The sequence below is a fragment of the Skermanella sp. TT6 genome, assembly GCF_016653635.2.
GTDB classification, from domain to species: Bacteria; Pseudomonadota; Alphaproteobacteria; order Azospirillales; family Azospirillaceae; genus Skermanella; species Skermanella cutis.
In genome coordinates this window covers 4,848,209-4,869,087 of sequence record NZ_CP067420.1, presented here as the reverse complement: position 1 = coordinate 4,869,087, position 20,879 = coordinate 4,848,209, and the positions used below count along the sequence as shown (strand labels likewise).

Genomic DNA, 20,879 nt, shown 5'->3' with positions numbered 1-20,879 from the left:
CAGCCGGATCACAGATAATCGGACAGGATGCGCAGGTAGGGCCGGACCTCCTGGAGGAACAGCAGGGTCTCGAACACGACCCCGGTCACGTCGAGATGCTCCTCCGCCTCGGACTCGCCGATCACCAGGATCTTCTGACCGTCGTCGAGTACGAAGCAGGCCCGTTCCAGGTGCTGCGACGCCCGGAGGATCGTCAGCACGTCGCGGCGGCGCTCGGGCGATTGGGCGGTGTAGGGAACCCAGCCGATCTCCGCCCAGATGCGGAAGCGCATGCGGTCGCCGATCGGCGTGGTGGAGACCTGGAACAGCAGGTCGTCGACCACGAAGCGCTGGTTCGACGCCGACGGGACCGCGGCGATGCCGAGCAGGCCGTCCGGGGTGACGTGGACGGTCCCCAGCCTCAGCGGCAGCGCCGCCTGCGAAACTTCGACGAGAGCCTGCATCCTATCCGCTCCGCTGTGGAAATGGACCGCGCAGGGCGCCGCCGGGGGGAGCATGATGGATCCTTCCGCCTTAATATCGGGTAAAGGCACCGGGGTGCGGCGGCGGAAGTGGTTTGCATCGGGCCTCCGGTGTCATAAGTATCGGTGTCCGCCCAGCCCGCTTTCAATCCAGACCAGCGCAGGAACCAGCTTCCGACCATGTCCGCTCTGCAATCCGTCGTCGTTCCGATCAACCGTGCCGGTTGGCCCTTCATCGCGCTGTTCGCAGCCGCCACGGCCGTCCTGGCCTTCGTCGCCCAGCCGCTCGGCTGGATCGGGGCGCTGCTGACCGCCTGGTGCGTCTATTTCTTCCGCGACCCCGACCGGGTCGTGCCGGCCCGCCCGGGATTGCTGGTCAGCCCGGCGGACGGGACGGTGCAGATGATCGTGCCGGCGGTCCCGCCGCCCGAGCTGGGCATGGGCCCCGAGCCGCGCCTGCGCATCAGCATCTTCCTGAACGTCTTCAACGTCCACGTCAACCGGACCCCGGCCGCCGGCACGGTCGAGGCGGCGGAGTACCGCAAGGGCCGCTTCCTCAATGCGGCGCTGGACAAGGCGAGCGAGGAGAACGAGCGTATGGCGATCCGGCTGCGGCTGGACGACGGGCGGGAGATCGCCTTCGTGCAGATCGCCGGGCTGGTGGCCCGGCGCATCATCTGCCGCCTGAAGCCGGGGCAGGCGGTGGCCGCGGGCGAGCGCTACGGGCTGATCCGCTTCGGCAGCCGGACCGACATCTACCTGCCCGACGGCGTCCATCCCCAGGTGATCGTCGGCCAGACCACGATCGGCGGGGAGACCGTGATCGCCGACCTGAACTCGGCCGAGCCGGCACGGCTGGGGGAGGTCCGCTGACATGACCGCCCGTCCCGAACGCGCCCGCCGCCGCAACCGTCCGCCCCGCCTGCGGGGCCTGTCGATCAATCGGCTGCTGCCCAACATGCTGACCATGCTGGCGCTGTGCGCCGGCGTCACCGCCATGCGCTTCGCGATCCAGGGGAGGTTCGAGGCGGCCGTGGTGTCGGTCATGATCGCCGCCGTGTTCGACGCCCTGGACGGCAGGATCGCCCGGCTGCTGAACGGCCAGAGCCGGTTCGGCGAGGAGCTGGACAGCCTGTCCGACGTCGTCAGCTTCGGCGTGGCCCCCGCCATCACCCTGTACCTGTGGGTCCTGTCGGGAGCCGGCACGCCGGGCTGGATCGCGGTGCTGGCCTTCAGCGTCTGCGCCGCGCTGCGGCTCGCCCGGTTCAACAGCAAGCTGGGCGATTCGGACCTGCCGCCCTACGCCTACAACTACTTCACCGGGGTCCCGGCGCCGGCCGCGGCGGGGCTGGTGCTGCTGCCGCTGGTGATCTCGTTCGAGGCCGGCACCACCGTGTTCGGCCATCCCCTGTTCGTCGGCGTGTGGGCAGCCGCCATCGCCCTGCTGATGGTGAGCCAGTGGCCGACCTTCTCGTTCAAGGGGATCCGGGTCCCGCAGAAATACGTGATACCGCTGCTGGCCGCGGTCGGGCTTCTGGCCGCGATGCTGGTCAGCACCCCCTGGCTGACCCTGGCCCTGATCGGCGTGGCCTATCTGGCCAGCCTGCCGTTCAGCCTGCGGCAGTACCGCCGGCTGCGCCGCGAGGCCGAGCGCCTCCACGAGGCGGCGCACCAGGACCCGGAGGCCGAGGCGGGAGCGGAAGCGGAAGCCGCCGGCGAGCGGCCGGCGGACTGACCGGCCCGGCGCCGGCATGCTCGACGCCCGCCTGCGCCGGCTGATCGACCCGCCGCTCGGCCGCGCCGGCGCGGCGCTGGCCCGGCGCGGCGTGCCGGCCGACGCCGTGACGCTGGCGGGCTTCGCCGTGGGGGCGGCGTCCTTCCCGGCGCTGGCGGCGGAAGCGTACGGCTGGGCGCTGGCGCTGATCCTGCTGAACCGGGCGATGGACGGCCTGGACGGCGCGGTTGCCCGCCATGCCGGGGCCACCGACTTCGGCGGCTACCTGGATATCGTCTGCGACTTCCTGTTCTACTCGGGCGTGGTGTTCTTCTTCGCCGTGGGCCGGCCGGAGGACGCGCTGGCCGCCGCCTTCCTGGTGTTCAGCTTCGTCGGCACCGGCTCGTCCTTCCTGGCCTACGCGATCCTGGCGGCCAAGCGGGGGATCACGACGGAGATCCGCGGCGCCAAGTCGCTCTATTACGTCGGCGGCATCACCGAGGGGACCGAGACGATCGCGCTGTTCGCCGCGATGTGCCTGTTCCCCGGCGCCTTTCCATGGCTTGCCTGGGGCTTCGGCGCCCTGTGCTGGCTGACGACGGCGGCAAGGGTCGCGGCGGCGGCCCGGGCCTTCCGGCCCTGATCGCCCCGCCGCCGATCATCCCTCGACGCAGTCGTAGGCCGAGACCCGGCTGTTGCGGGCTTCGCTGGCGTAACGCTCCACCACCGAGGCGGTGCGGCCCCACTGGCGGCAGATGCCCTCGGCCGCCGTGTCGATCGCCTCCTCGGGCCGCCCGTCCGCCGGGTGGCTGATCGTGACGGCGGCGGGCAGGCGGACCGGCGGCTCGTCCGGCGTGCCGCAACCGGCCAGGCCGGCGGCGAGCAGGAGGAGGCCCGCGGGACGGAGGCGCACGGTCAGGCCCCCTCGCCGAAGGACTCGCCGGCGACCTCGACCAGGTCGCCGCGCCGCTCCAGGGCGTCGACCACCGGCTGCCAGTCCTGGCCGGCGGGAAGGTCGAGGGTCACGGTGGTCAGGCCCTCCTCGCCGGAGTGGCTGCCGGTCGCCCGCGCCTCGCCGAACCGCTCGCCGACATCGCGCAGGACGGAGCTTTCTAGCCCCTCGTCCCGCCCGCCCTCGTAGCTGTAGATGATCTTCATCGGAACCCCCCGGGCCGCTTATTCGCGGCCATGGACCTGCGCCGGCGGGCTGGTCGCCTCGACCGCGGTGAAGGGCTCCAGGATCTTGTAGGAATGCCTGGCGCCCTTCGGCACGGACCAGCTGTCGCCGGGCTCCAGCCTGACCATCTGGCCCTCGATATGGAGCTCCGCGCTGCCGGAGATCACGTACCCGACCGTCTCGTAGTCCCGGGCGGACGGCTCCTTGGCGTCGGCCTCGGAGGGCTGCTCGTCCTGCCAGAGTCGCATCGACAGGGTCTTGCCCGACGCCAGGTATCTCTGGCCCATCCCGCCCTTGGGCGAGTCGGCGGAGTGGACCTTCATCACGGTGGTGTCGGCCATGGTGCTCTCCCTTGCCTCGTTGCATCCGGTCGCAGCCGGCCGGTGGCCGGCGCTCCACCCCACAACATCGCCGGCGGGGCGAGGTTCCCCGGCCGCCCGGCTCATCCCACGGAGACCCGGTCGAAGTCGGCGGCGACGCGGACCCGGCCGAACCCGGCCCGCGCCTCCGCCTCCACCGCGCCGGCGGGATAGCGGGCGGACTGGTGGTTCAGCCAAAGCTCGCCCACGCCGGCCTCGCGGGCCAGCCGCGTCGCCTGGCCGACGGTCAGGTGGCTCCGCGCCTCGGCCTTGTCCCGGTCGGCGTCCAGGAAGGTCGCCTCGATCACCAGCAGGTCGACGCCCCGGACATGCTCCAGCAGGCCGGCGGTGCTGCCGGCGTCGCCGACCACCGCGACCCGCCGGCCGCGCCGCTCGGGACCCGTCACCTGGCCCGGCTCGACGCGCCGCCCCTCCGGCAGGACGACCGCCTCGCCGCGGGCCAGCCGCCCCCGCGCCTCGCCGGGGGGCACCCCCAGCGCGTCCAGCCGGTCGGCGAGCAGGTGCCGGCGCGGCGTCTCCTCGAACAGGAAGCCGAAGCAGTCCGGCGCCGCGTGGCGCACCGGGAAGGCGGTCACGGTCAGGTCGCGCGCGGCGAGCAGGGGGCCGGGCGACAGCTCCCGCCAGTCCAGCCCCAGCCGGGGCGGGCCGTCCGGCCAGACGACCTCCTCCAGCAGGCGCCGGGCGAGGCGGAGCGGCGCGGGGCCGGCATGGATCGCCAGCCGCTCCGTGCTCCGCCACAGGTTCAGCGTCCCGGCGAGCCCGCCCAGCCCGAGCAGATGGTCCAAGTGCCCGTGGGTCAGCAGGACGGTATCGAGCCGGCGGAAGCCCAGCCCGCTCGCCATCAGCTGGCGCTGGGTCCCTTCGCCGCAGTCGATCAGGAAGCGCCGGCGGCCATGCTCCACCAGCAGGGAGGACAGGCCGCGGCCGGCCGAGGGAACGCTGGCCGCGGTGCCCAGGAACGTGATCTCGAACATGGCGCGGATATTAGCATGACCGGACCCCCGGCCCGGCGCGCAGTTGCGCCCGCCGGGCCGCTCCCCCACAATCACGCCCGCAATCTTGGGTGACGGAACGGTCGGGCGGGTACCGACCGAAGGGACGGGCGGCGTAGCGTGATTCATTCCTGGTGCGTAATCCTGCTGATCTGCGCCGTCTTCGGTATCGGCGGGTTCGGGTTCGTGCTGAGCCTGGCCGGGGAGCCGGGGCCGTACGAGGGCGCCGGGCTGGCGGTCACGCTGGCCGTGCCGCCGGTGCTGGCCGGCTTCCTGGCGTTCCGGACCGGGCTGGCGGCGATCGGCCGGATGTCCGCGGCGCGGACCGACACCGAGCACGAGCAGATCGTCATCCGGATCCTGCTGGTCAGCCTGATCCTGGCCTATGTGCTGGTCCTGGTGCTGGCCGAGGGCACCGCCGGCCACCTGGTCCGGTCGGTGCTGATCCTGCCCACCGTGTTCGCCGGATCCTGGCTGCTGCTGGTCCACCTGATGCTGGAGCCGGGGCCGTCGGTTCCGCGCCGGGTGGTCGGCAACCTGCTGGACATGTCGATGGTCAGCGCCTTCCTGCATGTCGGCGGGGCCATGGCGGCGCCCTGGTACCTGATCTACCTGTGGGTCACGTTCGGCAACGGCTTCCGCTACGGCCCCCGCTTCCTGATGTCGTCGGCGGTGCTGGGCGCCGCCGGGTTCGCCTGGGTGATCCATGCCACCCCGTTCTGGCTGGAGATCCCCCATGTCGCCTACGGCCTGCTGGCGGCGCTGCTGGTGCTGCCGGCCTACGTCGCCCGGCTGATCCGGCAGCTCACCGAGGCCAAGGTCCAGGCGGAGGCGGCCAACCGCGCCAAGGGCCGGTTCCTGGCGACCGTCAGCCACGAGCTGCGCACGCCGCTGACCGCGATCATCGGCATGGGCGAGATGATGATGGGGACGAGGCTGGACGGCGAGCAGCGCGAGATGGCGGCCACCGTCAACGCCTCGGCCAAGCAGCTCCTGTCGCTGATCACCGACGTGCTGGACTTCTCCCAGCTGGAGGAGGCCAAGCTCACCATCGATTCCGGCCCCTTCGACCTGCACCGCGTCCTGTACGCCACGCGACTGATGCTGCGCGGCCAGGCGCGGGCGAAGCGGCTGGCCCTGCGGCTGGTGATCGGGGCCGACGTGCCGCGGACGCTGGTGGGGGACGGGCGGCGGCTGCAGCAGGCGCTGACCAACCTGCTGGCCAACGCGGTCAAGTTCACCGAGGCCGGCGGCGTGACCCTGTCGGTGCGCGTGGTCCGGTCCGCCCCCGAGCGGGGCGGGCACCGCATGGTCCTGGAGTTCCGCGTCGCCGACACCGGCATCGGCATCGCCCCCCAGCACCTGGACCGCATCTTCGACCGCTTCACCCAGGCGGAGGACGACATCAACCGGCGCTACGGCGGCACCGGCCTGGGCCTGGCGATCTCCCGCCAGCTGGTCGAGCTGATGGGCGGCACCATCGGCGTCTCCAGCGAGCTTCACCGCGGCAGCGAGTTCTGGATCACCCTTCCCGCCCTGGCGCCGGAATCGGGAATCCCGGAACCGGGAACCTCGGAACCGGGAATCTCGGAACCGGGAATCTCGGAACCGGGGGGCCGGGAATGGGCGGGGGAGGGCGTCGTCGCCGATGCGCCGGAGGCCGACGCCCGGCTGACCGCCGCGCTGCGGGAGGACTCGGCGCTTCCCGTGCTGCTGATCCCGCGCGCCGCGCTGGACGACCCGGCGACCGCGCTGGAGCCCTGGCTGGAAAGCGCCGACGGCGTCGAGCGCGCCGCGGTGGTGCTGGTCGGCGCCACCCCGCTGGACGCGGCCCGGCGCGCCCGGGCCTGGCGGGCGGAACTGGTGCTGAGCTGTGCCGACGACCCGGAGCAGGTCGCGCGCGCCCTGGGGACGGCGCGGTCGCTGGCCGCGGCGGCCGCGGGCGCTGCCGCGTCCGGCGGCGGCGGCGAACCGGTCACCTCCGGCCGGCGCTGCCGCATCCTGGTCGCGGAGGACAACGCGATCAACCGGCGGGTGATCGAGAAGATCCTCCAGCGGGCGGGGCACGAGGCCGTCTTCGCCGCCGACGGCGACGAGGCGCTGGACCTGCTGGACCGCAGCCGGTTCGACATCGTGCTGATGGACATGAACATGCCGGCGGTCAGCGGCCTGGACGTCGCCCGGATGTACCGCTTCACCCATACCGACCGGCCGCACCTGCCGATCGTGGCGCTGACCGCCGAGGCGACCGAGGCGGCGCGGCGCCAATGCGCGGAAGCCGGCATGGACGCCTTCCTGACCAAGCCGGTCGATCCCGGCGCGCTGTTCGCGACCATCGCCCGGCTGGTCGACGGCGGGACCCGGCCGGCCGTGCCGGTTCCGACCTGGGCCGTGCCCGCCGCCGCGACCGGTCCCGCGGACCTCGGGGGCGGAGCGGAGCCGGGGCAGGGCGGGGCGTACGGAGGGGCGCACGGCGGGGCGCCGGGACAGGACGAGCCGAGCATCGACGCCGCGGCGCTGGACAAGCTGCGGTCGGTCGACGGTGACCCGGCGTTCCTGGCCCAGATCGCCCGCGAGTTCCTGAACGACGCCGAGGAGCTGGTCGGCGAGCTGGAGCACGCCTGGGCGTCCGGCGACCTGCACGCCTTCAAGGACCACGCGCATTCCTTGCGCAGCAGCGCGTCCTATGTCGGGGCGGCGCCCCTGGTTCGCCTGCTGCTGTCGTGCCGCGACCTGTCGCGCGACGAGCTGGCCGAGGAGGGATACCGGCGGGTCAAGGACATCCAGGCGGAGTTCGTCCGCGTGCGGGCGGCGCTTCGCGAGCTGGCGTGACGGTCACGCGGCCAGGCCGGCCTCGACCTCCGCCAGGCGCCGGGCCAACTCGGCCCAGGACAGGCCGGCGACCTCGTCGGGCAGGTCGTCCAGCAGGTCGGCGGGGAGATCCTGGAGGAATTCGGGCGGGAGACGGGCCGCGAAGGCCTCTATCAGTCCCCCGGGCAGCCCCCCGGGCAACCCGGGAGCGGGAGGGGCGGCGGGGTCATTCCCGGGAACCTGCGGAAGGTCATCCTTGGTCACTGCGGGGGCCTCGGGCTCGGGCTCGGGTGCCTCGGGCTCGGGGGCGGGAGGGACGGCGTCCAGCCACTCCATCGGGTCGGGGGCCATGTCCTGGACGTCGGCGTCGGGTGACCAGCCTTGGCCGTGGAAGTGGTGGGCGATCCGGCGGTCCTGGACGATGCCGAGCAGCTTGAGCTGGAATTCCACGGCGCGCATGGCGATGCCCGGCTTCTTCGCTTCCACGGCGTCGGCGATGATCGTTTCCATCACCTCCGCGGCGCGGTCCAGGTGGGCCTGGTGGAACGCCCGCCGCTCGGCGCGGAGCGCGTCGATGCGGACGCGGATCTCCTCCCGGCCCAGCAGGAAATGGCCGCGCTGCTTCGCCCCCCGCGGCGAGTAGCCGGCCCGCCGGGCCGCCTCGGCGGCGGACACGCCGGCGGCGATTCCCTCGCAGAAGAGTTCCTGTCGGGCGGCGAGCCGGGGGGCGGGGACGGTCATGGCGGCGTGCTTTCGCTGGCGGTGGGCGGGTAAGGATGATAGTCCTATTATCGGTCTGTTTGTCAAGGGTGATGGGATCGGGCGAGGAATATCGGGAAAGGGGAGTGAGTAAAATTACTCTGACCCCATTTGCGCTGACCCCATTTGCGGTAGAGTGTTCCTTCCTTCAGCGTCATGACCGGGCTTGACCCGGTCATCTCTTGCAGACTTCATCAGCGCCGCCATGCAGGGAGATGACCGGGTCAAGCCCGGTCATGACGACAAAAAAGAGTAAAACGCCGCCATGCAGGGAGATGACCGGGTCAAGCCCGGTCATGACGACGAAAAAGAGTAAAACGCCGCCATGCGGGGAGATGACCGGGTCAAGTCCGGTCATGACGACGAAAAAGAGTAAAACGCCGCCATGCAGGGAGATGACCGGGTCAAGCCCGGTCATGACGATAAAAGGAAGATTAAGTATCCTGAGCGTCACCTTGGGGTTGTCGCCTGCTGCTCAAAAAGGCTGAGCCATGGTTGATATTGCCCCCTTTTCGTCATACCCGGACTTGATCCGGGTATCTCCCCGCATGGCGGCGCTGATGAAGCCTGCAGGCGATGACCGGGTCAAGCCCGGTCATGACGATGAAGAGAGGAACGCTCTCCTGGAAAAGCGTCCTCTGATCGCGTCGGCGGTGCGGGAGGTCGGGCCGATCGTTGGATTTATCGCTTTACGCCACGGCATCTATGCGTTTAGAGGTAATCATCCTGGGAAAAGGCGGAGTGCGCGGGTCATGGTGGTGTTCGGGTCGCTGACGATCGAGACGTTCCGGAGCGAGATCGGCAACATGTTCTGGGTGGATACAGTTCCCGAGCCGGTCAGGATCCGGCTGATCCGGATGAAGGAAGGCGTGCCGTCGCTCCGCGATTTCCGGGTCCCGTTCTCGCTGATCTTCGCCAGCCCGCGCGACACGCTGCTGCTGGAGGGCACCTACGACTTCAAGAGCGAGAGCGGACGGGAGTTCCGGCAGATCCATATGGCGCCGATCCAGTCCGCCGGCCCGATGCAGGAGTATCAGGTGATTCACAACTGACGGGAACGATCCGGGTCAGGGGCTGAGCGGGCTGAACGGCTGCGCCTGGGTGGGTGTGCCGCGCCAGCGGGATCTGGCTGGAGGAGAGCGTCACCGAGGTGGCGCCGCTCCGTCACGGCGCCGGGCGGCGCAGGGCCGGGGGCACCCATTCCAGCGGGATCATCGGCGAGTCCGGCCTCATCGGAAGCTCGGTCACGCCCAGCCGGGCATAGAGCCTGCGCGCCGGATTGTGGGGCGCCACGGAGGCCCGCGCGATCTTCCCGCAGCGGATCGCCTCGGCGAAGATCACGTCCCTGATCACGATCCGCCCGCCGCCCACGCCCTTGCGCCCCGGCAGCATCGCGAGGTCGTGCAGGATGATCTGGTCCGGCGGGTTGGAGAAGATCAGGCGGCCGACCGGCTCGCCGCCGCATTCGATGATCCACTGCTCCAGGCCGGGGTAAAGGTACCGCCAATTGTAGAGCTGCGAGACATGCTGCTGGCGCAGCAGGAAATCCTTCTGGTGCTGCGGCATGGGCATGCCGTCGAAATCCAGCGCCTTGGACGCGGCGAAGATGCGGAAGGTAAGCGCCTCGTCGTCCGGACGCTCGGGCCTCAGGGTCAGGCCGGGCCGGGTGGTCAGGATGCGGTCGCCGTCGCGGATCATGCGGAACGCCTTCTGTGGGTGGTAAGTCGGAAAGCTGGAGTCATAGGACTTTCGCAGTATAATGCCGGATCGTTACACTTCCGGAAAGAGCCATGCCATGACCGAAGCGACCGCCGCTCCCGACATCTTCACCCTGGAGGTCTTCACGCCGTGGATCGGCAAGGAGTTCTCGATCCTCCACCCCGACGTGCCGCCCGACTTCAAGCTGCGGCTGACCGGCGCCTATGACCCGAGCAAGGGAGCGTCGCACCCCAGGTTCCGCAAGCCTCTGACTCTCCAGTTCCGCGGGCCGGCCGATCCGCTGCTGCTGGAAGGATTCTACGAGGTCGAGGCGGAGGGCACGGGGGTCCTCGGCTTCCACATCATCCCGACCCTGACGCCCGACCGGGAGGAGAACGGCATGGGTTACCACGTCGCCTTCAACTGAATGCGGTTGGGCCGCCGCTTCCCTAGGGGGAGCGGCGGCCCGGGAACCTCGGATCACGGGCGGGTCGGATAGAGGCCGTTGATCGCGATGAGGTAGTACAGGGGGAGGTAGGGCTCCCGGATGTTGAACGGCGTCGCGCCGGTGGAGGCGTTGGCGCCGACCGTCAGGCCGGACAGCGAGACGGTGCCGGTGCCGATGGTCTTGGCGGTGCCGCCGTTGGCGGGAGCGGGGGGACCGTAGATCTTGACGGTCACAGCCTCGTCGTTGAAGTCGCCAGAGGCTGCGGCCAGGACGTTCGTTCCCGTCGGCGCAGCCGAATCCGCAGCGCCGGTCGTTCCCGTGATGCTCACGCTCGCCGTGGCCGATCCGCTGGACAGCGGATGGACGTGCGGCGCCAGCGGAACGTTGGCCGTGGTCAGCGTCGCGGTGACGGCACCGCCCTTGACACCGGTGTTGTACGGGGTGTTCACGCCATTGAGGCTCAGGATACCCTGGCCGATGATGGTCCGGCCCGTCAGGTCCGGCAGATTGAAGTTCTGGTTGCCGCTGCCGCCGAAGGTGTTGCCCAGCAGCGAGTACAGGGCGGCGTACTGGTTAACCTGATAGTTCTGCCCCTGACAGGTGGACCAGTCAACCGGGGCGAACTGGAACGCGACGGGCATGATCGTGCCCAAAAACGGATCGGACATCTTCGACTCTTCCTTCCTGGTGCGATGGCGAACCATCCCGGGACAACCCCGCGGGGGGCCGCCGTTTCCCCCGTCCGGCCCTGGGCCATAGAGAAACCGGATCTGCTTCGGTTCCTCCGAAAGGCATAGGGCCTCAGCCATGGCTACCCGAAATTCCGCCCGGATTGCATCGACAAAAACACTCCGGGGATGAATCGATATCGCACTATGCGCTTTTTAAGGGGATTGAGGATGTCGGTGGTCAATCGCAGGTACGATGGTATGCGATTCGGGAAGGCGCAGGCCGGATCGGACCCGCCAAGCGTGATCGCCGCAGGGGGACATGCATCGACTCGGGGGGGACTCCCCACCGCTTGTCAATGATCCGAGTAGTGTCTGGGGGTGCCCCTTACGTCCGATGATTATGGTTCCCGACGGCCCGACACGCGTCAAGCCTGACCCTGCGGGTCACCGCCGATGGCGGCACGGGCTTGACTCGTGCCGTTCCGCCGGAAGCGCCGCCTCCATCGGATGTAAGGGACAGTATCACCTCCGCCCAGTTTCAGAGGCTTGCTTCAGGCGGCTTGGCGTGTCCGCCCGGCGCGTTGCGGGTCGTACAAGCCGCGGCCACGCAACATGGCGCAAGCGGTTTCCAGCAGCCGGTCGCCGACCGTGCGCAACGCCCGGCCATGACTGTGGCCGGCTTTGCGCAGGGCTTGATAGCGCACCTTGCAGGTGGCGTCGCATTGGACCGCGACACGGCTCCAATGATAGACTGCGTCGCGCAGACGCTGGCAACAGGCCTGACGCATCAGCACGATGCAACTCTTGCCACTACGCCGGGTCACCGGCGCCACGCCGGCCAGCGCCCGCAGGGCTTGATGGTCACCCGCCTTCAGGGGCTCGCCGGCCTCGACCAGCAGAGTGGCGCAGACGATCCTCCCAACCCCCGGCAAGGAGCGCAGGATCGTCACGTCGCTCTGCTGTGGCGGCTGCCCCGGCACCGCCTCCGGTTCCTCTGGAGAGGCCGCCAACTCGGTCAGGATCTGGTCGACCCGCCGCTCGGCCGCCGAGATCTGGCGGTTGACGAGGCGCAGCCGGTCGCGCAAAGCGCCGACATGGGCGCTCGCCGCCTCGACCGTGCCGGACGCCACCGTCAGCGCCGGACGACGCAGGCGTCGCACCACTTCGGCGGCGTCGAGCCGGCGAATCCGATGCTTCCTCAGCAGCTTGGCGATCGTGCTCTCGCGCACCCGGCGCGCCTTGGCCGGCGTTGGCGCCAGCGCCCAAAGATCCAGCAACCATGCCGCCGACAGATCGTCGGATAGGTCCAGAATCTGCGGGTAATAGCGCCAGAGCTGCTCGCGCATCCGATTGGTCAGGCGAACGCGCTCGTGCTTACACTCCTCGGTCATGCGCAGCCGTTCGCGCAGTTCGATCATTCTGGGCTCATCCCGCCTCAGGCGCCGGAAGCAGCGGGTATCGGTGCGCAGGCTGTCGCCCAACACCCGGGCATCGCGCCGGTCGTCCTTGGCTCCGGAAACTGAAAATCGGTCCCGGAAGCGGTCGAGTTGCTTGGGATTGATGGCGTGCACCGCGAAGCCGCGTTCCATCAGGCTCTCCACGACCGGACCGTGGGGCAGTTCGATGCCAATGCCGATGCGTTCCGGAGCGGCGCCCGTGGTCTCGATCAGCCAAGCCGCCAGACCGGCCAGTTCCTCGCCACTGTGGCGCACCGCGCGCTCCCCGCGTACCACGCCACGATCATCGACCAGGCAGACCTGATGAACCTCGCTCGCCCAGTCGATGCCGACATACCAGTCGAACATCTCACTCATTCAAGGGCTCCCATCCAAATGGGCCGCCGCAGCCTGGATCCACCCCTGTACTGGCGCTCGCTTGGCGCTGACTCCCCACTGGGCCTCAGCCGCGGCCTGCCGCCGGGGCACGCGTCCCCCCCAGGTGTTCGTGACACAGGGGGCAAAAGGTTGCTCCCGGCGGATCGGCCCGATCAGTCAACGGCGCTATGATACCGCTGACCATTCGACCCGTGAAGGGTACAGGGGCGCCATCCGCCGATATTCCGCATCGGGGGCCGACGCTTTAATCAGAGATTAGTACATTCGATATAGGTATTTTGGTCGGATTAGGTCAAAGTGCCGGAAGGATGGTTTCGATGAGCTTTTGGAATCCCATCGATATCGATTATTTCAAGAAACAGCTGGGCAATGTTTTCATCGCGGCGGCCATCCCGAGGCCGGTGGAACTGCGATTGATCCGGATCAGGGAGGGTGAGGAGGACCTTGAAACCGCCAACATCCCGTTCACCCTGACCTTCGCCAACCCGTCGGAGGAGCGGCTTTCACCGGGGATCTACCACCTGACGAGCGAGGACGGGCGGGAGATCTCCTATGTTCCCCTGATCCCGGTCGCCTGCACCAAGCCGATCCAGCAGTATCTGGCGGAGTTCACCTGACGCGGACCGGCCGGTCCGGCAGCCGGCCGGCGCGGATGCCCGGTGTTGCGCCATGGGCGCAACCTACGACGCCGGCGCGGATGATCGGTTGCGTCCATGGCACCCCGCCGGCATCCGCTCCGGTGGCCGGCAACGTAGGTTGCGCCCATGGCGCAACGACGGCACCGGCGCCGAGGAGCAGGTAAGGCTCCGCGCCGACATCCAGGAGTTTCGGCCGGAACCCAAAGCGGACATCGCGATCGTCGCCGAGAACACCCATTCGTTGAATCGCAAGCTGAACATCCTGCTCGTCCACATGGGCTTGCCGGAATAGCCCGTTGGCTGGGCCATGGCCCAACATCCAAGGTGCCCGTCTACTGGACCCTGGAGACTACGAGCGCCAAGTCGAAAATGTCGCGGTGGCTGGCATGCGATGGCGTGCTATGCCGCCGGCATGGAATACCGGCGTGATCGGACCCCGGGCGGGTCGTACTTCTTCACCGTGGTGACCTATGGGCGATCCGCGACGAAGCCGATCACGAGCATTGCGTGGCATACATCCATTGGAACCCAGTCAAGCACGGCTTGGTATCCGCATCCACCGCCGGTAGGTTGCGCCCATGGCGCAACACCCGTTTCCGGAGCGTTGCCGTCGGCCGCGGGTGAATGATTTTGCGCCATGGGCGCAACCTACGAGTGCTCAGGCGAAGGGGCCGCGGTGGCTGGCACGTCGATTTGCCACGGCTATGGGTGCGTGCTATACCATCGCGTGAAGCAACGGAGGGACGTAATGGACGCTGAGCTGCTCGCCGACCGGGTTTTCGACAGCCTGACACTGATCGTACGAAAAATCGACGGCGTTGACCGCCGGATGGGCGAGGGCTTTTCGCAGCTCGCCGCCGGTCAGGCGGAGCTCGCGGCTGGTCAGTCGGAGCTCCGCACGCGGGTGGACCAGCTCGCCGCCGGTCAGGCGGAGCTCGCCGCCGGTCAGGCGGAACTCACTGCCGGTCAGTCGGAACTCCGCACGCGGGTGGACCAGCTCGCCGCCGGTCAGGCGGAGCTCACCGCCGGTCAGTCGGAACTCCGCACGCGGGTGGACCAGCTCGCGGCCGGTCAGGCGGAACTCACCGTCGGTCAGTCGGAACTCCGCACGCGGGTGGACCAGCTCGCCGCCGGTCAGGCGCAGCTCCACACGCGGGTCGATCAGGTCGTCGAGGGGATGAATGGTCGCTTTTCGGTTGTCGACGAGAACCTCCACGAGATCAATCGCAAGCTGAACCTCCTTCTCGCCCGCCCGTGATGGTCGCTGTTGCGGCCGGAGAAGATCCGTGGGTTTTCTGTTCCTTCATGTGCGGGGCAAGCCCGCTTATGACTTAAAAAGGTCTGCCCAACCTGTAGTCTACCCTCCTCGGCTGCGCCCTGCGAGGGCCGCCGGCGGCGGTTGATCCGAGTTACCCGGAGCTGCCAAGCGTAAGCATCCCCGGGCCTTCGATCGAAGGTTCATGTCAGCCTTCCCGTATGGAGGCGGATAGGTACGCGTTGCGCCGACACTCCGGCCATGGACGGAAAGGGAGTCTTTCCGCCCTGAAAAAAACTTTCCGTGATTGGAAAACCGCCATGGCCGACCGCCATGACGGGAATGTTAACACCCTTTACGTCTACTCAAGAGGGCATGGTGCTTATTGCGATAGCCGGAGCAGCGTGATACGCAATCGTATGCCGGACAGGAGTAGGCGATGGTTGCTCACATGCGCGCGGACATGGTGGTCAGTACGATGATGACCATCGCTCAGAAAATCGATGGCATGGATAAGCGCCTCACCGAGGGCCAAGCGCGCCTCATTGATGAGCAGGTGCGCCTCACCGAGGGGCAGGCGCGGCTGGAAAAGCGGTTGGACGATGTCGTCGAGGAGCAGGGAAGGCTGCGCGCCGACTTGGCGGAGGTCCGATCGGAACTAAAGGCCGATATCGCTGTCGTGGCTGAGAACACCCATTCATTGAACCGCAAGCTGAACATCCTGCTGGATCGTTTCGGCATCGCCGAATAGGCGGCAACTCCAGCTCCCCGGCTCCCTCATGGTCCGACCGCTACCCGCGCTGGGTCTCGGCGTCCACGGCGGTCTCTCCGAATTCGCCGGACCTGCCAGGTCATAGCATCCCCGAGCCGCGGACCCACGGGTCAGGTCGGCCTTCCCCGCGTCAAGATAAACGCCGACGCCTCGCGCCGACACTCTCCCCATATGCTCCCGCCAGTGTTTCTCTTCCTGAGACGATTGTGATTCGATGTTCCTGCAACCATGCGGACAGGTTGGTTGATTTAGCATCTTGTTCCGGGCAATATGGCGATTAGTGCGTACTCATAAAGAGTGCCATTTCCGCCGCCATGGCGGAAACCTAGTCGATGCGAGCAGCGCAGGGGTACCGACCACATGCCCGACGATCTGACCTACCGCCCGGAACGTGCCGGCCTGCGCAGGCTGCTCGACCGCTTGAAGAGCGAAACGGCCGGGGGAGCACTCAGCACGGGTCAGCCGGCGGCCGGCATCGCCCTGGCGCTGGAGCCGCGGTTCATGTTCGATGCGGCGGGAGTCGCGACGGCTGCCGACGCGGTCGTCGATGATCCGGCGCACGATGCCCTCTTCGATGCCGCCGACCCTTCGGTGGACCAGGCGCTGCTGGACGCGGCGGCGCAGGCGGCCGGACCGGCTGCAAGTGGCGAGTCCAACGCGCCGCAGGGCGAACGGCCCGCTTCGCAGCGCGTCGAGATCGCTTTCATCGATACCGGAATCACCGGGTGGGAAGCGCTACGTGACGGCGTCAAACCGGGCGTCGAAATCGTGCTGATCGATCCGTCGCGAGACGGATTGGCGCAGATGGCGGAGGTGCTGGGGCAGCGGACCGGCATCGAAGCCGTGCATGTGATCAGCCACGGCTTCGACGGCGGCATCTTCCTTGGATCCAGCCGGATCAACACGGCAACCCTGGAGGCATCCGCGCCGCTGCTGGCGACGATCGGCGGCGCGATGTCCGAGGGCGGTGACATCCTGATCTATGGCTGCGATGTTGGGGCGACGGCCACCGGCGGCTTTATCACTGCCCTGGCGGACTTGACCGGCGCCGATGTCTCGGCTTCTTCGGACGATACCGGCGCTGCGGCTCGGGGGGGTGACTGGGATCTGGAGGTGGCGGCGGGCAGCATCGAGTCGGAGGTCGCGCTGACCGATCAGACCGTTGCCTCGTGGGATGGCATCATGGCTGCCACGACGCTTTCGGCCGGCGATATCGCGGTCATCGGCATCAATACGGACGGCACTACCAAGCAGGACACTTGGGCTTTCGTGATTCTTGTCAATATAAATAACGGAACCACGATCCACTTCACTGATTCTGGCATAAATGGCACTATTTCCAACTCAAGTAATCAATTCCACGAAATAGCGGCCAGTGAAGGGCATATGACCTGGAACGTTGGAGCTGATCTGACTGCTGGATCAGTTTTCATCGTGACCAACAATAGTGGATCGAATGCCTCCATCAGAAATGTTTCCAACACATCAATGACAGGGGTCACCGGTTCATTGGGTGGAAGCACTGACGACTTCGCATCTATTGGAGACCAAATTTTTGTTTATCAAGGAACTTCAGGAACTACGGTTGGGGCAACCTTTATTTATGGTCTCAACACCGGCCAGGCCCCTGCATATAGTTCAACCGGAACTTGGCTTTCCTCATGGCCGGGCTCACCAACCGGTGCCCATTCCTATATTCCGAACGGCCTTACGGAAGGAACATCCGCGCTTGCACTGACGCACACAAGCTCTTCGGCCGGAACGACAGTGTCGGGCTCAGTATATGGCTATGATAACATGAAGTACACCGGGACGACTACCGGATCCCGCGAAACTTTGCTTGCCGCCATCGGAAACGCCGCGAACTGGGGAGGTCACGACTCGACAGTCTATGACTTCTCAACTCTCATCAACTTCGATATGAGCACCGACACCACCCCCCCCACGCTCGACGGCGCCAACTCCACCCCGGCGGACAATGCGACCGGAGTCGCCGTCGGTGCCAACCTGGTCATCGACTTCAGCGAGAACGTCGCGTTCGGGACGTCGGGAACCATTGTCCTGCGCAACGTCACGACCGGCCAGGACGTCGAGACCTTCACGGTGTCCAGCGGCTCCGCCAGCGGCGGCGGCGGCGGTACGGCCAGCATAAGCAACGACAAGCTGACCCTCAACCCCGGCGCCGACCTGCGCGCGGGCACCCAGTACAGCGTCCGGTTCTCCGCCGGCTCCATCGTCGATACGGCCGGCACGCCGAACCAGCTTGCCGCCATCACGGACGATACGACTTACAATTTCACCACCGCCGCCCCGACCGTCTCGCTCTCCGTCAACAACGCGACCATCAACGAGGCGGCCGGCACGTCCACCGTCACCGCGACCCTGAGCGCCGCGGCGTCGGTCGATACCACGGTGACCCTTACCGCATCAGGCACGGCGACCGGCGGCGGCACCGACTACACCCTGTCCTCGACCACCATCACCATCCTCGCCGGCCAGACCACCGGCACCGCGACGATCACGGCGGTGCAGGATTCCCTGAACGAGGCCAACGAGACCGTCATCCTGGACATCACCGGAGTGTCCGGCGGCGGCGGCGCCACCGAGAACGGCACCCAGCAGGTGACCGTGACGATCAATGACGACGACCCGACGCCCACCCTGTCGATCGCCAACGTCAGCCAAGCGGAAGGCAACAGCGGCACTTCCACCATGACGTTCACCGTGACGCTGAGCGCCGCGTCGGGCCGGGCCGTGTCGGTCGACTACGCCACGTCCGACGTCTCCGCGACGGCGGGCACCGACTACACCGCCGCCAGCGGCACCCTGACCTTCGCCGCCGGCACGACGACCCAGACCTTCACCGTCACCGTCACCGGCGACACCGCGGTGGAGTCGGACGAGACCTTCACGGTCACGCTATCCAACGCCAGCAACGCGACCATTCCCACGAGCACGGCCACCGGCACGATCACCAACGACGACTCCGCCGGCCCGGCCATCACCAGCGCCACCTACGACGCGACCACCGGCGTGCTGACCGTGACCGGCACCGGCCTGACGAACGGCGGCGCGATCGACGAGACCAGGCTGACGCTGACCGGCGAGGGCGGCTCGACCCATACGCTGACGGAAACCGGCGCCATCACGGCCTCCAGCACGACCCAGTTCTCGCTGACGCTGAACGCCGCGGACAAGGCGGCGGTCAACCAGATCCTGAACAAGGCCGGCACGACCTCGACCGGCGGCACGGGCTTCAACCTCGCCGGCGCCGCCGACTGGCACGGGACCGGCAACGCCGACACCACCGGCAACGTGGTGACGGTCAGCAACGTGCCGGTCCCGGCGATCACGCGGACTTATGACGCAAACACCACCACACCAAATAGGGGGTAGAAATTGACCGATAGTAGTTATGGAATGGAATGGAATGGGGTGACTGCGGATGCTCCCGGATTACGCCAGCGCCTTGAGTCTGTGGAGCAGGTTTTCCGTGGCTTCGGCCGCGGATTGAAGGAACGTCATGACCGGGGCTTCATCGACAAACGGCGGCTCGCGCAACGCTACCTCGAAGGTCGGGCGTGGATCGTCTGTGAACTGGACTTGACCGAAGGGGGCCATCAGGTATCCGCAGCCCTGTCCTGCCACCGTATTGACGCTGAAGTTGCTCCAGACGTTTCCGGCGGCATCACGGAAGGATGCGGTTATGCCGGCCATATGGACGGTGGTCAGCAACAGCCTGTGCTTGTCGATGTTGCGAAGCTTGTTCAGGACCCAGAAGGCGTGGCCATTACCTCCCTCGTATGCCTGCACTTCATCGATGAAGATGCTCTGGATCGTCACATCGCATGGACCGAGGCATCGTACCGACCTCACCTGACCGGCGAAGCCGGATGCATCGTCGGCGAATGGGAATCCAACTCCATCGCTCTGGCCCGTATGTGGGTAGGTCAGAGCTACAGCGGCATAATCAAGAACGCTTCTCAGGTTCCCGATAGCGTCACCAACGAGAGTATTGAACGCCTTGTCAGGCTGATGAAGCGTGTCAAAGAAAATTTTCACGATGGATTTCCGCTCATCGGGCTCAATGCGGACTCGATAAAAGTCTGCCGACAGAAAGAATCTGATCTCAGTATCTACGTCCGCAATGTGCTTGCGTGCGCGGTCTAGCTTTATGAATGCGTCGGAGAATTCGGGAGTGTTCAATGGTACCCCCAGTTGCTAGGAGCAGTGGCCCTTATCAACTCAGAAGTTTGTGTCGAGAGCCAGTGACGCAATCGGACACTCCTTTTTAGGGACAACACCACTACACCACATAGAGGGTAAAATCTTGGCTGATGAGATAGGTGCCGACACCACGATCCAGATCTGGACCGATAGGGTCAGCGATGCTGATGAACTAGCCGACGATGCGGGAGCGTGTCCGCTGGTCCTGGTCGAGTGGGAGGACAGCGCCCAGCCGGTGTCGAGCTGGCAGTGGATCACGGCCTACAAGGAGCCTGACATTGTGACCTGCGCCTCGGTCGGATGGCTGATCCATGACGGCGCTGATGTGAAGGCACTGGCACCCAACCTGGGGCACTCGGACGAACAGCGGGCGGTGCAGGTCTCCGGCGTCATCAGGATACCGACGAGATGCGTCACGCGGATCGTCAGTCTGACAGAGATGGCTGCGCCTACTTCGTCTTCTTCGCCGGCTTCCTCCTCGGTTTCGGATGCGCTTCTGCCGGATCGTCAGGCCGCTGAGTGAGCGCAGACCCGGCAAGCTTCCTGATTTCGTCGTGTGTCAGGCTTTCCGGTTTGCGTAGGCCGCGAGAGGCGATGGAGCCGATTGTTTCCGCAGTCTTCTCGTTCTTCGACATTTGGTCCTCAGTCTCGGGAAAGAGGGTAGTTGATGCACCTAAAGATCGATGACGAACCGATAGACCTTTTTTGGGACGGGTTTTGGCGTGACCTTGAAGAGATTGCCGCAAGCCAGGGTATCAGACATTTGCCGAAGGACCTTATCTGCCGTGCGATCCTCGACGTACTCGCCGACCACGGCAAGGATGTTGTCGAACTCATCAGCGTTCCCGCAGACGGGACAGGCGTACCCGTTCTTAAATTTCGGATCAGTGCTGGGTTCAAGCAGCGCGCTACAGAAGCCGCACTTCACGTCATGGGCATCGATCACAGGCTTCTCCATGTGCATTAGCGTCCCCGATCCGGGCGCGATGCTTAGGACTCCGAACCGATTCGGCCATTTGGGCAATAGATTTTCTCCTGTTC

24 protein-coding genes are annotated in these 20,879 nt (G+C 66.9%); 13 read left to right on the top strand and 11 right to left on the bottom strand.

Annotated elements, in window-relative coordinates:
- Positions 1-8: 8 nt before the first annotated feature.
- On the bottom strand, positions 9-443 hold the full coding sequence (locus IGS68_RS22675; protein WP_201074168.1) for a hypothetical protein: 435 nt from the start codon (positions 441-443) through the stop codon (positions 9-11).
- A gap of 198 nt (positions 444-641) precedes the next feature.
- Here IGS68_RS22675 and IGS68_RS22670 point away from each other — a divergent pair, with 198 nt between their 5' ends.
- The 3 genes from IGS68_RS22670 to IGS68_RS22660 are packed head-to-tail and all read left to right on the top strand — an operon-like array spanning position 642 to position 2,818.
- Positions 642-1,334: a phosphatidylserine decarboxylase gene (locus IGS68_RS22670; RefSeq protein WP_201074166.1), complete on the top strand. Its 693-nt coding sequence runs from the start codon at positions 642-644 to the stop codon at positions 1,332-1,334.
- A gap of 1 nt (position 1,335) precedes the next feature.
- Positions 1,336-2,196 carry a CDP-diacylglycerol--serine O-phosphatidyltransferase gene (gene pssA / locus IGS68_RS22665; RefSeq protein WP_201074164.1) on the top strand — a complete coding sequence of 287 codons (861 nt, stop codon included), beginning with the start codon at positions 1,336-1,338 and terminating at the stop codon, positions 2,194-2,196.
- 16 nt (positions 2,197-2,212) lie between these two features.
- Positions 2,213-2,818, top strand: a complete 606-nt coding sequence (locus tag IGS68_RS22660; RefSeq protein WP_201074162.1) for a CDP-alcohol phosphatidyltransferase family protein — start codon at positions 2,213-2,215, stop codon at positions 2,816-2,818.
- A 15-nt stretch (positions 2,819-2,833) separates the two neighbouring features.
- Here IGS68_RS22660 and IGS68_RS22655 read toward each other — a convergent pair whose 3' ends face one another.
- From IGS68_RS22655 to IGS68_RS22640, 4 genes are all read right to left on the bottom strand, one after another.
- Positions 2,834-3,088, bottom strand: a complete 255-nt coding sequence (locus tag IGS68_RS22655; RefSeq protein WP_201074160.1) for a hypothetical protein — start codon at positions 3,086-3,088, stop codon at positions 2,834-2,836.
- 2 nt (positions 3,089-3,090) lie between these two features.
- The gene (locus IGS68_RS22650) at positions 3,091-3,333 is read right to left on the bottom strand and encodes a hypothetical protein (RefSeq protein WP_201074158.1); all 243 of its coding nucleotides are present in this window, start codon (positions 3,331-3,333) and stop codon (positions 3,091-3,093) included.
- An 18-nt stretch (positions 3,334-3,351) separates the two neighbouring features.
- Complete coding sequence (locus tag IGS68_RS22645; RefSeq protein ID WP_201074156.1) at positions 3,352-3,693, bottom strand: cupin domain-containing protein; 342 nt, start codon at positions 3,691-3,693, stop codon at positions 3,352-3,354.
- Between the two features lie 101 nt (positions 3,694-3,794).
- Complete coding sequence (locus IGS68_RS22640) at positions 3,795-4,706, bottom strand: MBL fold metallo-hydrolase (protein WP_201074154.1); 912 nt, start codon at positions 4,704-4,706, stop codon at positions 3,795-3,797.
- 138 nt (positions 4,707-4,844) lie between these two features.
- Between IGS68_RS22640 and IGS68_RS22635 the strand changes: the two genes are divergently transcribed.
- The gene (locus IGS68_RS22635) at positions 4,845-7,556 is read left to right on the top strand and encodes an ATP-binding protein (protein ID WP_201074152.1); all 2,712 of its coding nucleotides are present in this window, start codon (positions 4,845-4,847) and stop codon (positions 7,554-7,556) included.
- 3 nt (positions 7,557-7,559) lie between these two features.
- Here the strand turns inward: IGS68_RS22635 and IGS68_RS22630 are convergent, their stop codons facing one another.
- Together IGS68_RS22630 and IGS68_RS22625 are read right to left on the bottom strand one after the other, a co-directional pair.
- Complete coding sequence (locus IGS68_RS22630; protein ID WP_201074150.1) at positions 7,560-8,276, bottom strand: terminase small subunit; 717 nt, start codon at positions 8,274-8,276, stop codon at positions 7,560-7,562.
- Positions 8,277-8,469: 193 nt separating this feature from the next.
- Entirely contained in the window at positions 8,470-8,748 is a 279-nt protein-coding gene (locus IGS68_RS22625; protein ID WP_201074148.1) for a hypothetical protein, read from the bottom strand.
- 94 nt (positions 8,749-8,842) lie between these two features.
- Here IGS68_RS22625 and IGS68_RS22620 point away from each other — a divergent pair, with 94 nt between their 5' ends.
- Positions 8,843-9,346, top strand: a complete 504-nt coding sequence (locus IGS68_RS22620) for a DUF6916 family protein (RefSeq protein ID WP_201074146.1) — start codon at positions 8,843-8,845, stop codon at positions 9,344-9,346.
- Between the two features lie 112 nt (positions 9,347-9,458).
- Here the strand turns inward: IGS68_RS22620 and IGS68_RS22615 are convergent, their stop codons facing one another.
- Positions 9,459-9,992: a GNAT family N-acetyltransferase gene (locus IGS68_RS22615; RefSeq protein WP_201074144.1), complete on the bottom strand. Its 534-nt coding sequence runs from the start codon at positions 9,990-9,992 to the stop codon at positions 9,459-9,461.
- Positions 9,993-10,089: 97 nt separating this feature from the next.
- Here IGS68_RS22615 and IGS68_RS22610 point away from each other — a divergent pair, with 97 nt between their 5' ends.
- Positions 10,090-10,419, top strand: a complete 330-nt coding sequence (locus tag IGS68_RS22610; protein WP_201074142.1) for a DUF6916 family protein — start codon at positions 10,090-10,092, stop codon at positions 10,417-10,419.
- A gap of 53 nt (positions 10,420-10,472) precedes the next feature.
- Here IGS68_RS22610 and IGS68_RS22605 read toward each other — a convergent pair whose 3' ends face one another.
- Positions 10,473-11,108, bottom strand: a complete 636-nt coding sequence (locus IGS68_RS22605) for a phage tail protein (protein ID WP_201074140.1) — start codon at positions 11,106-11,108, stop codon at positions 10,473-10,475.
- Positions 11,109-11,662: 554 nt separating this feature from the next.
- Entirely contained in the window at positions 11,663-12,925 is a 1,263-nt protein-coding gene (locus IGS68_RS22600) for an IS110 family RNA-guided transposase (RefSeq protein WP_201070323.1), read from the bottom strand.
- A gap of 338 nt (positions 12,926-13,263) precedes the next feature.
- On the opposite strand from IGS68_RS22600, the gene IGS68_RS22595 reads away from it, so the two are divergent.
- The 7 genes from IGS68_RS22595 (at position 13,264) to IGS68_RS22565 (ending at position 20,361) form a co-directional block, all read left to right on the top strand.
- The gene (locus IGS68_RS22595; RefSeq protein ID WP_201074138.1) at positions 13,264-13,563 is read left to right on the top strand and encodes a DUF6916 family protein; all 300 of its coding nucleotides are present in this window, start codon (positions 13,264-13,266) and stop codon (positions 13,561-13,563) included.
- Positions 13,564-13,615: 52 nt separating this feature from the next.
- Entirely contained in the window at positions 13,616-13,876 is a 261-nt protein-coding gene (locus tag IGS68_RS22590) for a hypothetical protein (RefSeq protein WP_201074136.1), read from the top strand.
- 456 nt (positions 13,877-14,332) lie between these two features.
- The gene (locus tag IGS68_RS22585; RefSeq protein ID WP_201074134.1) at positions 14,333-14,842 is read left to right on the top strand and encodes a hypothetical protein; all 510 of its coding nucleotides are present in this window, start codon (positions 14,333-14,335) and stop codon (positions 14,840-14,842) included.
- Positions 14,843-15,278: 436 nt separating this feature from the next.
- Entirely contained in the window at positions 15,279-15,590 is a 312-nt protein-coding gene (locus IGS68_RS22580) for a hypothetical protein (protein ID WP_201074132.1), read from the top strand.
- A 381-nt stretch (positions 15,591-15,971) separates the two neighbouring features.
- A complete protein-coding gene (locus IGS68_RS22575) occupies positions 15,972-19,007 on the top strand; it encodes a DUF4347 domain-containing protein (protein WP_201074130.1) in 3,036 nt (1,011 codons plus the stop codon).
- A 3-nt stretch (positions 19,008-19,010) separates the two neighbouring features.
- Positions 19,011-19,781 (top strand): hypothetical protein, encoded by a 771-nt coding sequence (locus tag IGS68_RS22570; RefSeq protein ID WP_201074128.1) that lies wholly within the window; start codon positions 19,011-19,013, stop codon positions 19,779-19,781.
- A gap of 160 nt (positions 19,782-19,941) precedes the next feature.
- Positions 19,942-20,361: a hypothetical protein gene (locus IGS68_RS22565; protein WP_201074126.1), complete on the top strand. Its 420-nt coding sequence runs from the start codon at positions 19,942-19,944 to the stop codon at positions 20,359-20,361.
- Positions 20,362-20,511: 150 nt separating this feature from the next.
- Here the strand turns inward: IGS68_RS22565 and IGS68_RS22560 are convergent, their stop codons facing one another.
- On the bottom strand, positions 20,512-20,796 hold the full coding sequence (locus IGS68_RS22560; protein ID WP_201074124.1) for a hypothetical protein: 285 nt from the start codon (positions 20,794-20,796) through the stop codon (positions 20,512-20,514).
- Positions 20,797-20,879 lie beyond the last annotated feature (83 nt).

Bases quoted from the DNA above. Each gene is read 5' to 3' on its own strand.
- IGS68_RS22675 (WP_201074168.1), bottom strand. From the start codon at position 443: ATGCAGGCTCTCGTCGAAGTTTCGCAGGCGGCGCTGCCGCTGAGGCTG.
- IGS68_RS22670 (WP_201074166.1), top strand. From the start codon at position 642: ATGTCCGCTCTGCAATCCGTCGTCGTTCCGATCAACCGTGCCGGTTGG.
- pssA (WP_201074164.1), top strand. From the start codon at position 1,336: ATGACCGCCCGTCCCGAACGCGCCCGCCGCCGCAACCGTCCGCCCCGC.
- IGS68_RS22660 (WP_201074162.1), top strand. From the start codon at position 2,213: ATGCTCGACGCCCGCCTGCGCCGGCTGATCGACCCGCCGCTCGGCCGC.
- IGS68_RS22650 (WP_201074158.1), bottom strand. From the start codon at position 3,333: ATGAAGATCATCTACAGCTACGAGGGCGGGCGGGACGAGGGGCTAGAA.
- IGS68_RS22645 (WP_201074156.1), bottom strand. From the start codon at position 3,693: ATGGCCGACACCACCGTGATGAAGGTCCACTCCGCCGACTCGCCCAAG.
- IGS68_RS22640 (WP_201074154.1), bottom strand. From the start codon at position 4,706: ATGTTCGAGATCACGTTCCTGGGCACCGCGGCCAGCGTTCCCTCGGCC.
- IGS68_RS22630 (WP_201074150.1), bottom strand. From the start codon at position 8,276: ATGACCGTCCCCGCCCCCCGGCTCGCCGCCCGACAGGAACTCTTCTGC.
- IGS68_RS22620 (WP_201074146.1), top strand. From the start codon at position 8,843: ATGGCGGCGCTGATGAAGCCTGCAGGCGATGACCGGGTCAAGCCCGGT.
- IGS68_RS22615 (WP_201074144.1), bottom strand. From the start codon at position 9,992: ATGATCCGCGACGGCGACCGCATCCTGACCACCCGGCCCGGCCTGACC.
- IGS68_RS22610 (WP_201074142.1), top strand. From the start codon at position 10,090: ATGACCGAAGCGACCGCCGCTCCCGACATCTTCACCCTGGAGGTCTTC.
- IGS68_RS22605 (WP_201074140.1), bottom strand. From the start codon at position 11,108: ATGTCCGATCCGTTTTTGGGCACGATCATGCCCGTCGCGTTCCAGTTC.
- IGS68_RS22600 (WP_201070323.1), bottom strand. From the start codon at position 12,925: ATGAGTGAGATGTTCGACTGGTATGTCGGCATCGACTGGGCGAGCGAG.
- IGS68_RS22595 (WP_201074138.1), top strand. From the start codon at position 13,264: ATGAGCTTTTGGAATCCCATCGATATCGATTATTTCAAGAAACAGCTG.
- IGS68_RS22590 (WP_201074136.1), top strand. From the start codon at position 13,616: ATGGGCGCAACCTACGACGCCGGCGCGGATGATCGGTTGCGTCCATGG.
- IGS68_RS22585 (WP_201074134.1), top strand. From the start codon at position 14,333: ATGGACGCTGAGCTGCTCGCCGACCGGGTTTTCGACAGCCTGACACTG.
- IGS68_RS22580 (WP_201074132.1), top strand. From the start codon at position 15,279: ATGGTTGCTCACATGCGCGCGGACATGGTGGTCAGTACGATGATGACC.
- IGS68_RS22575 (WP_201074130.1), top strand. From the start codon at position 15,972: ATGCCCGACGATCTGACCTACCGCCCGGAACGTGCCGGCCTGCGCAGG.
- IGS68_RS22560 (WP_201074124.1), bottom strand. From the start codon at position 20,796: ATGGAGAAGCCTGTGATCGATGCCCATGACGTGAAGTGCGGCTTCTGT.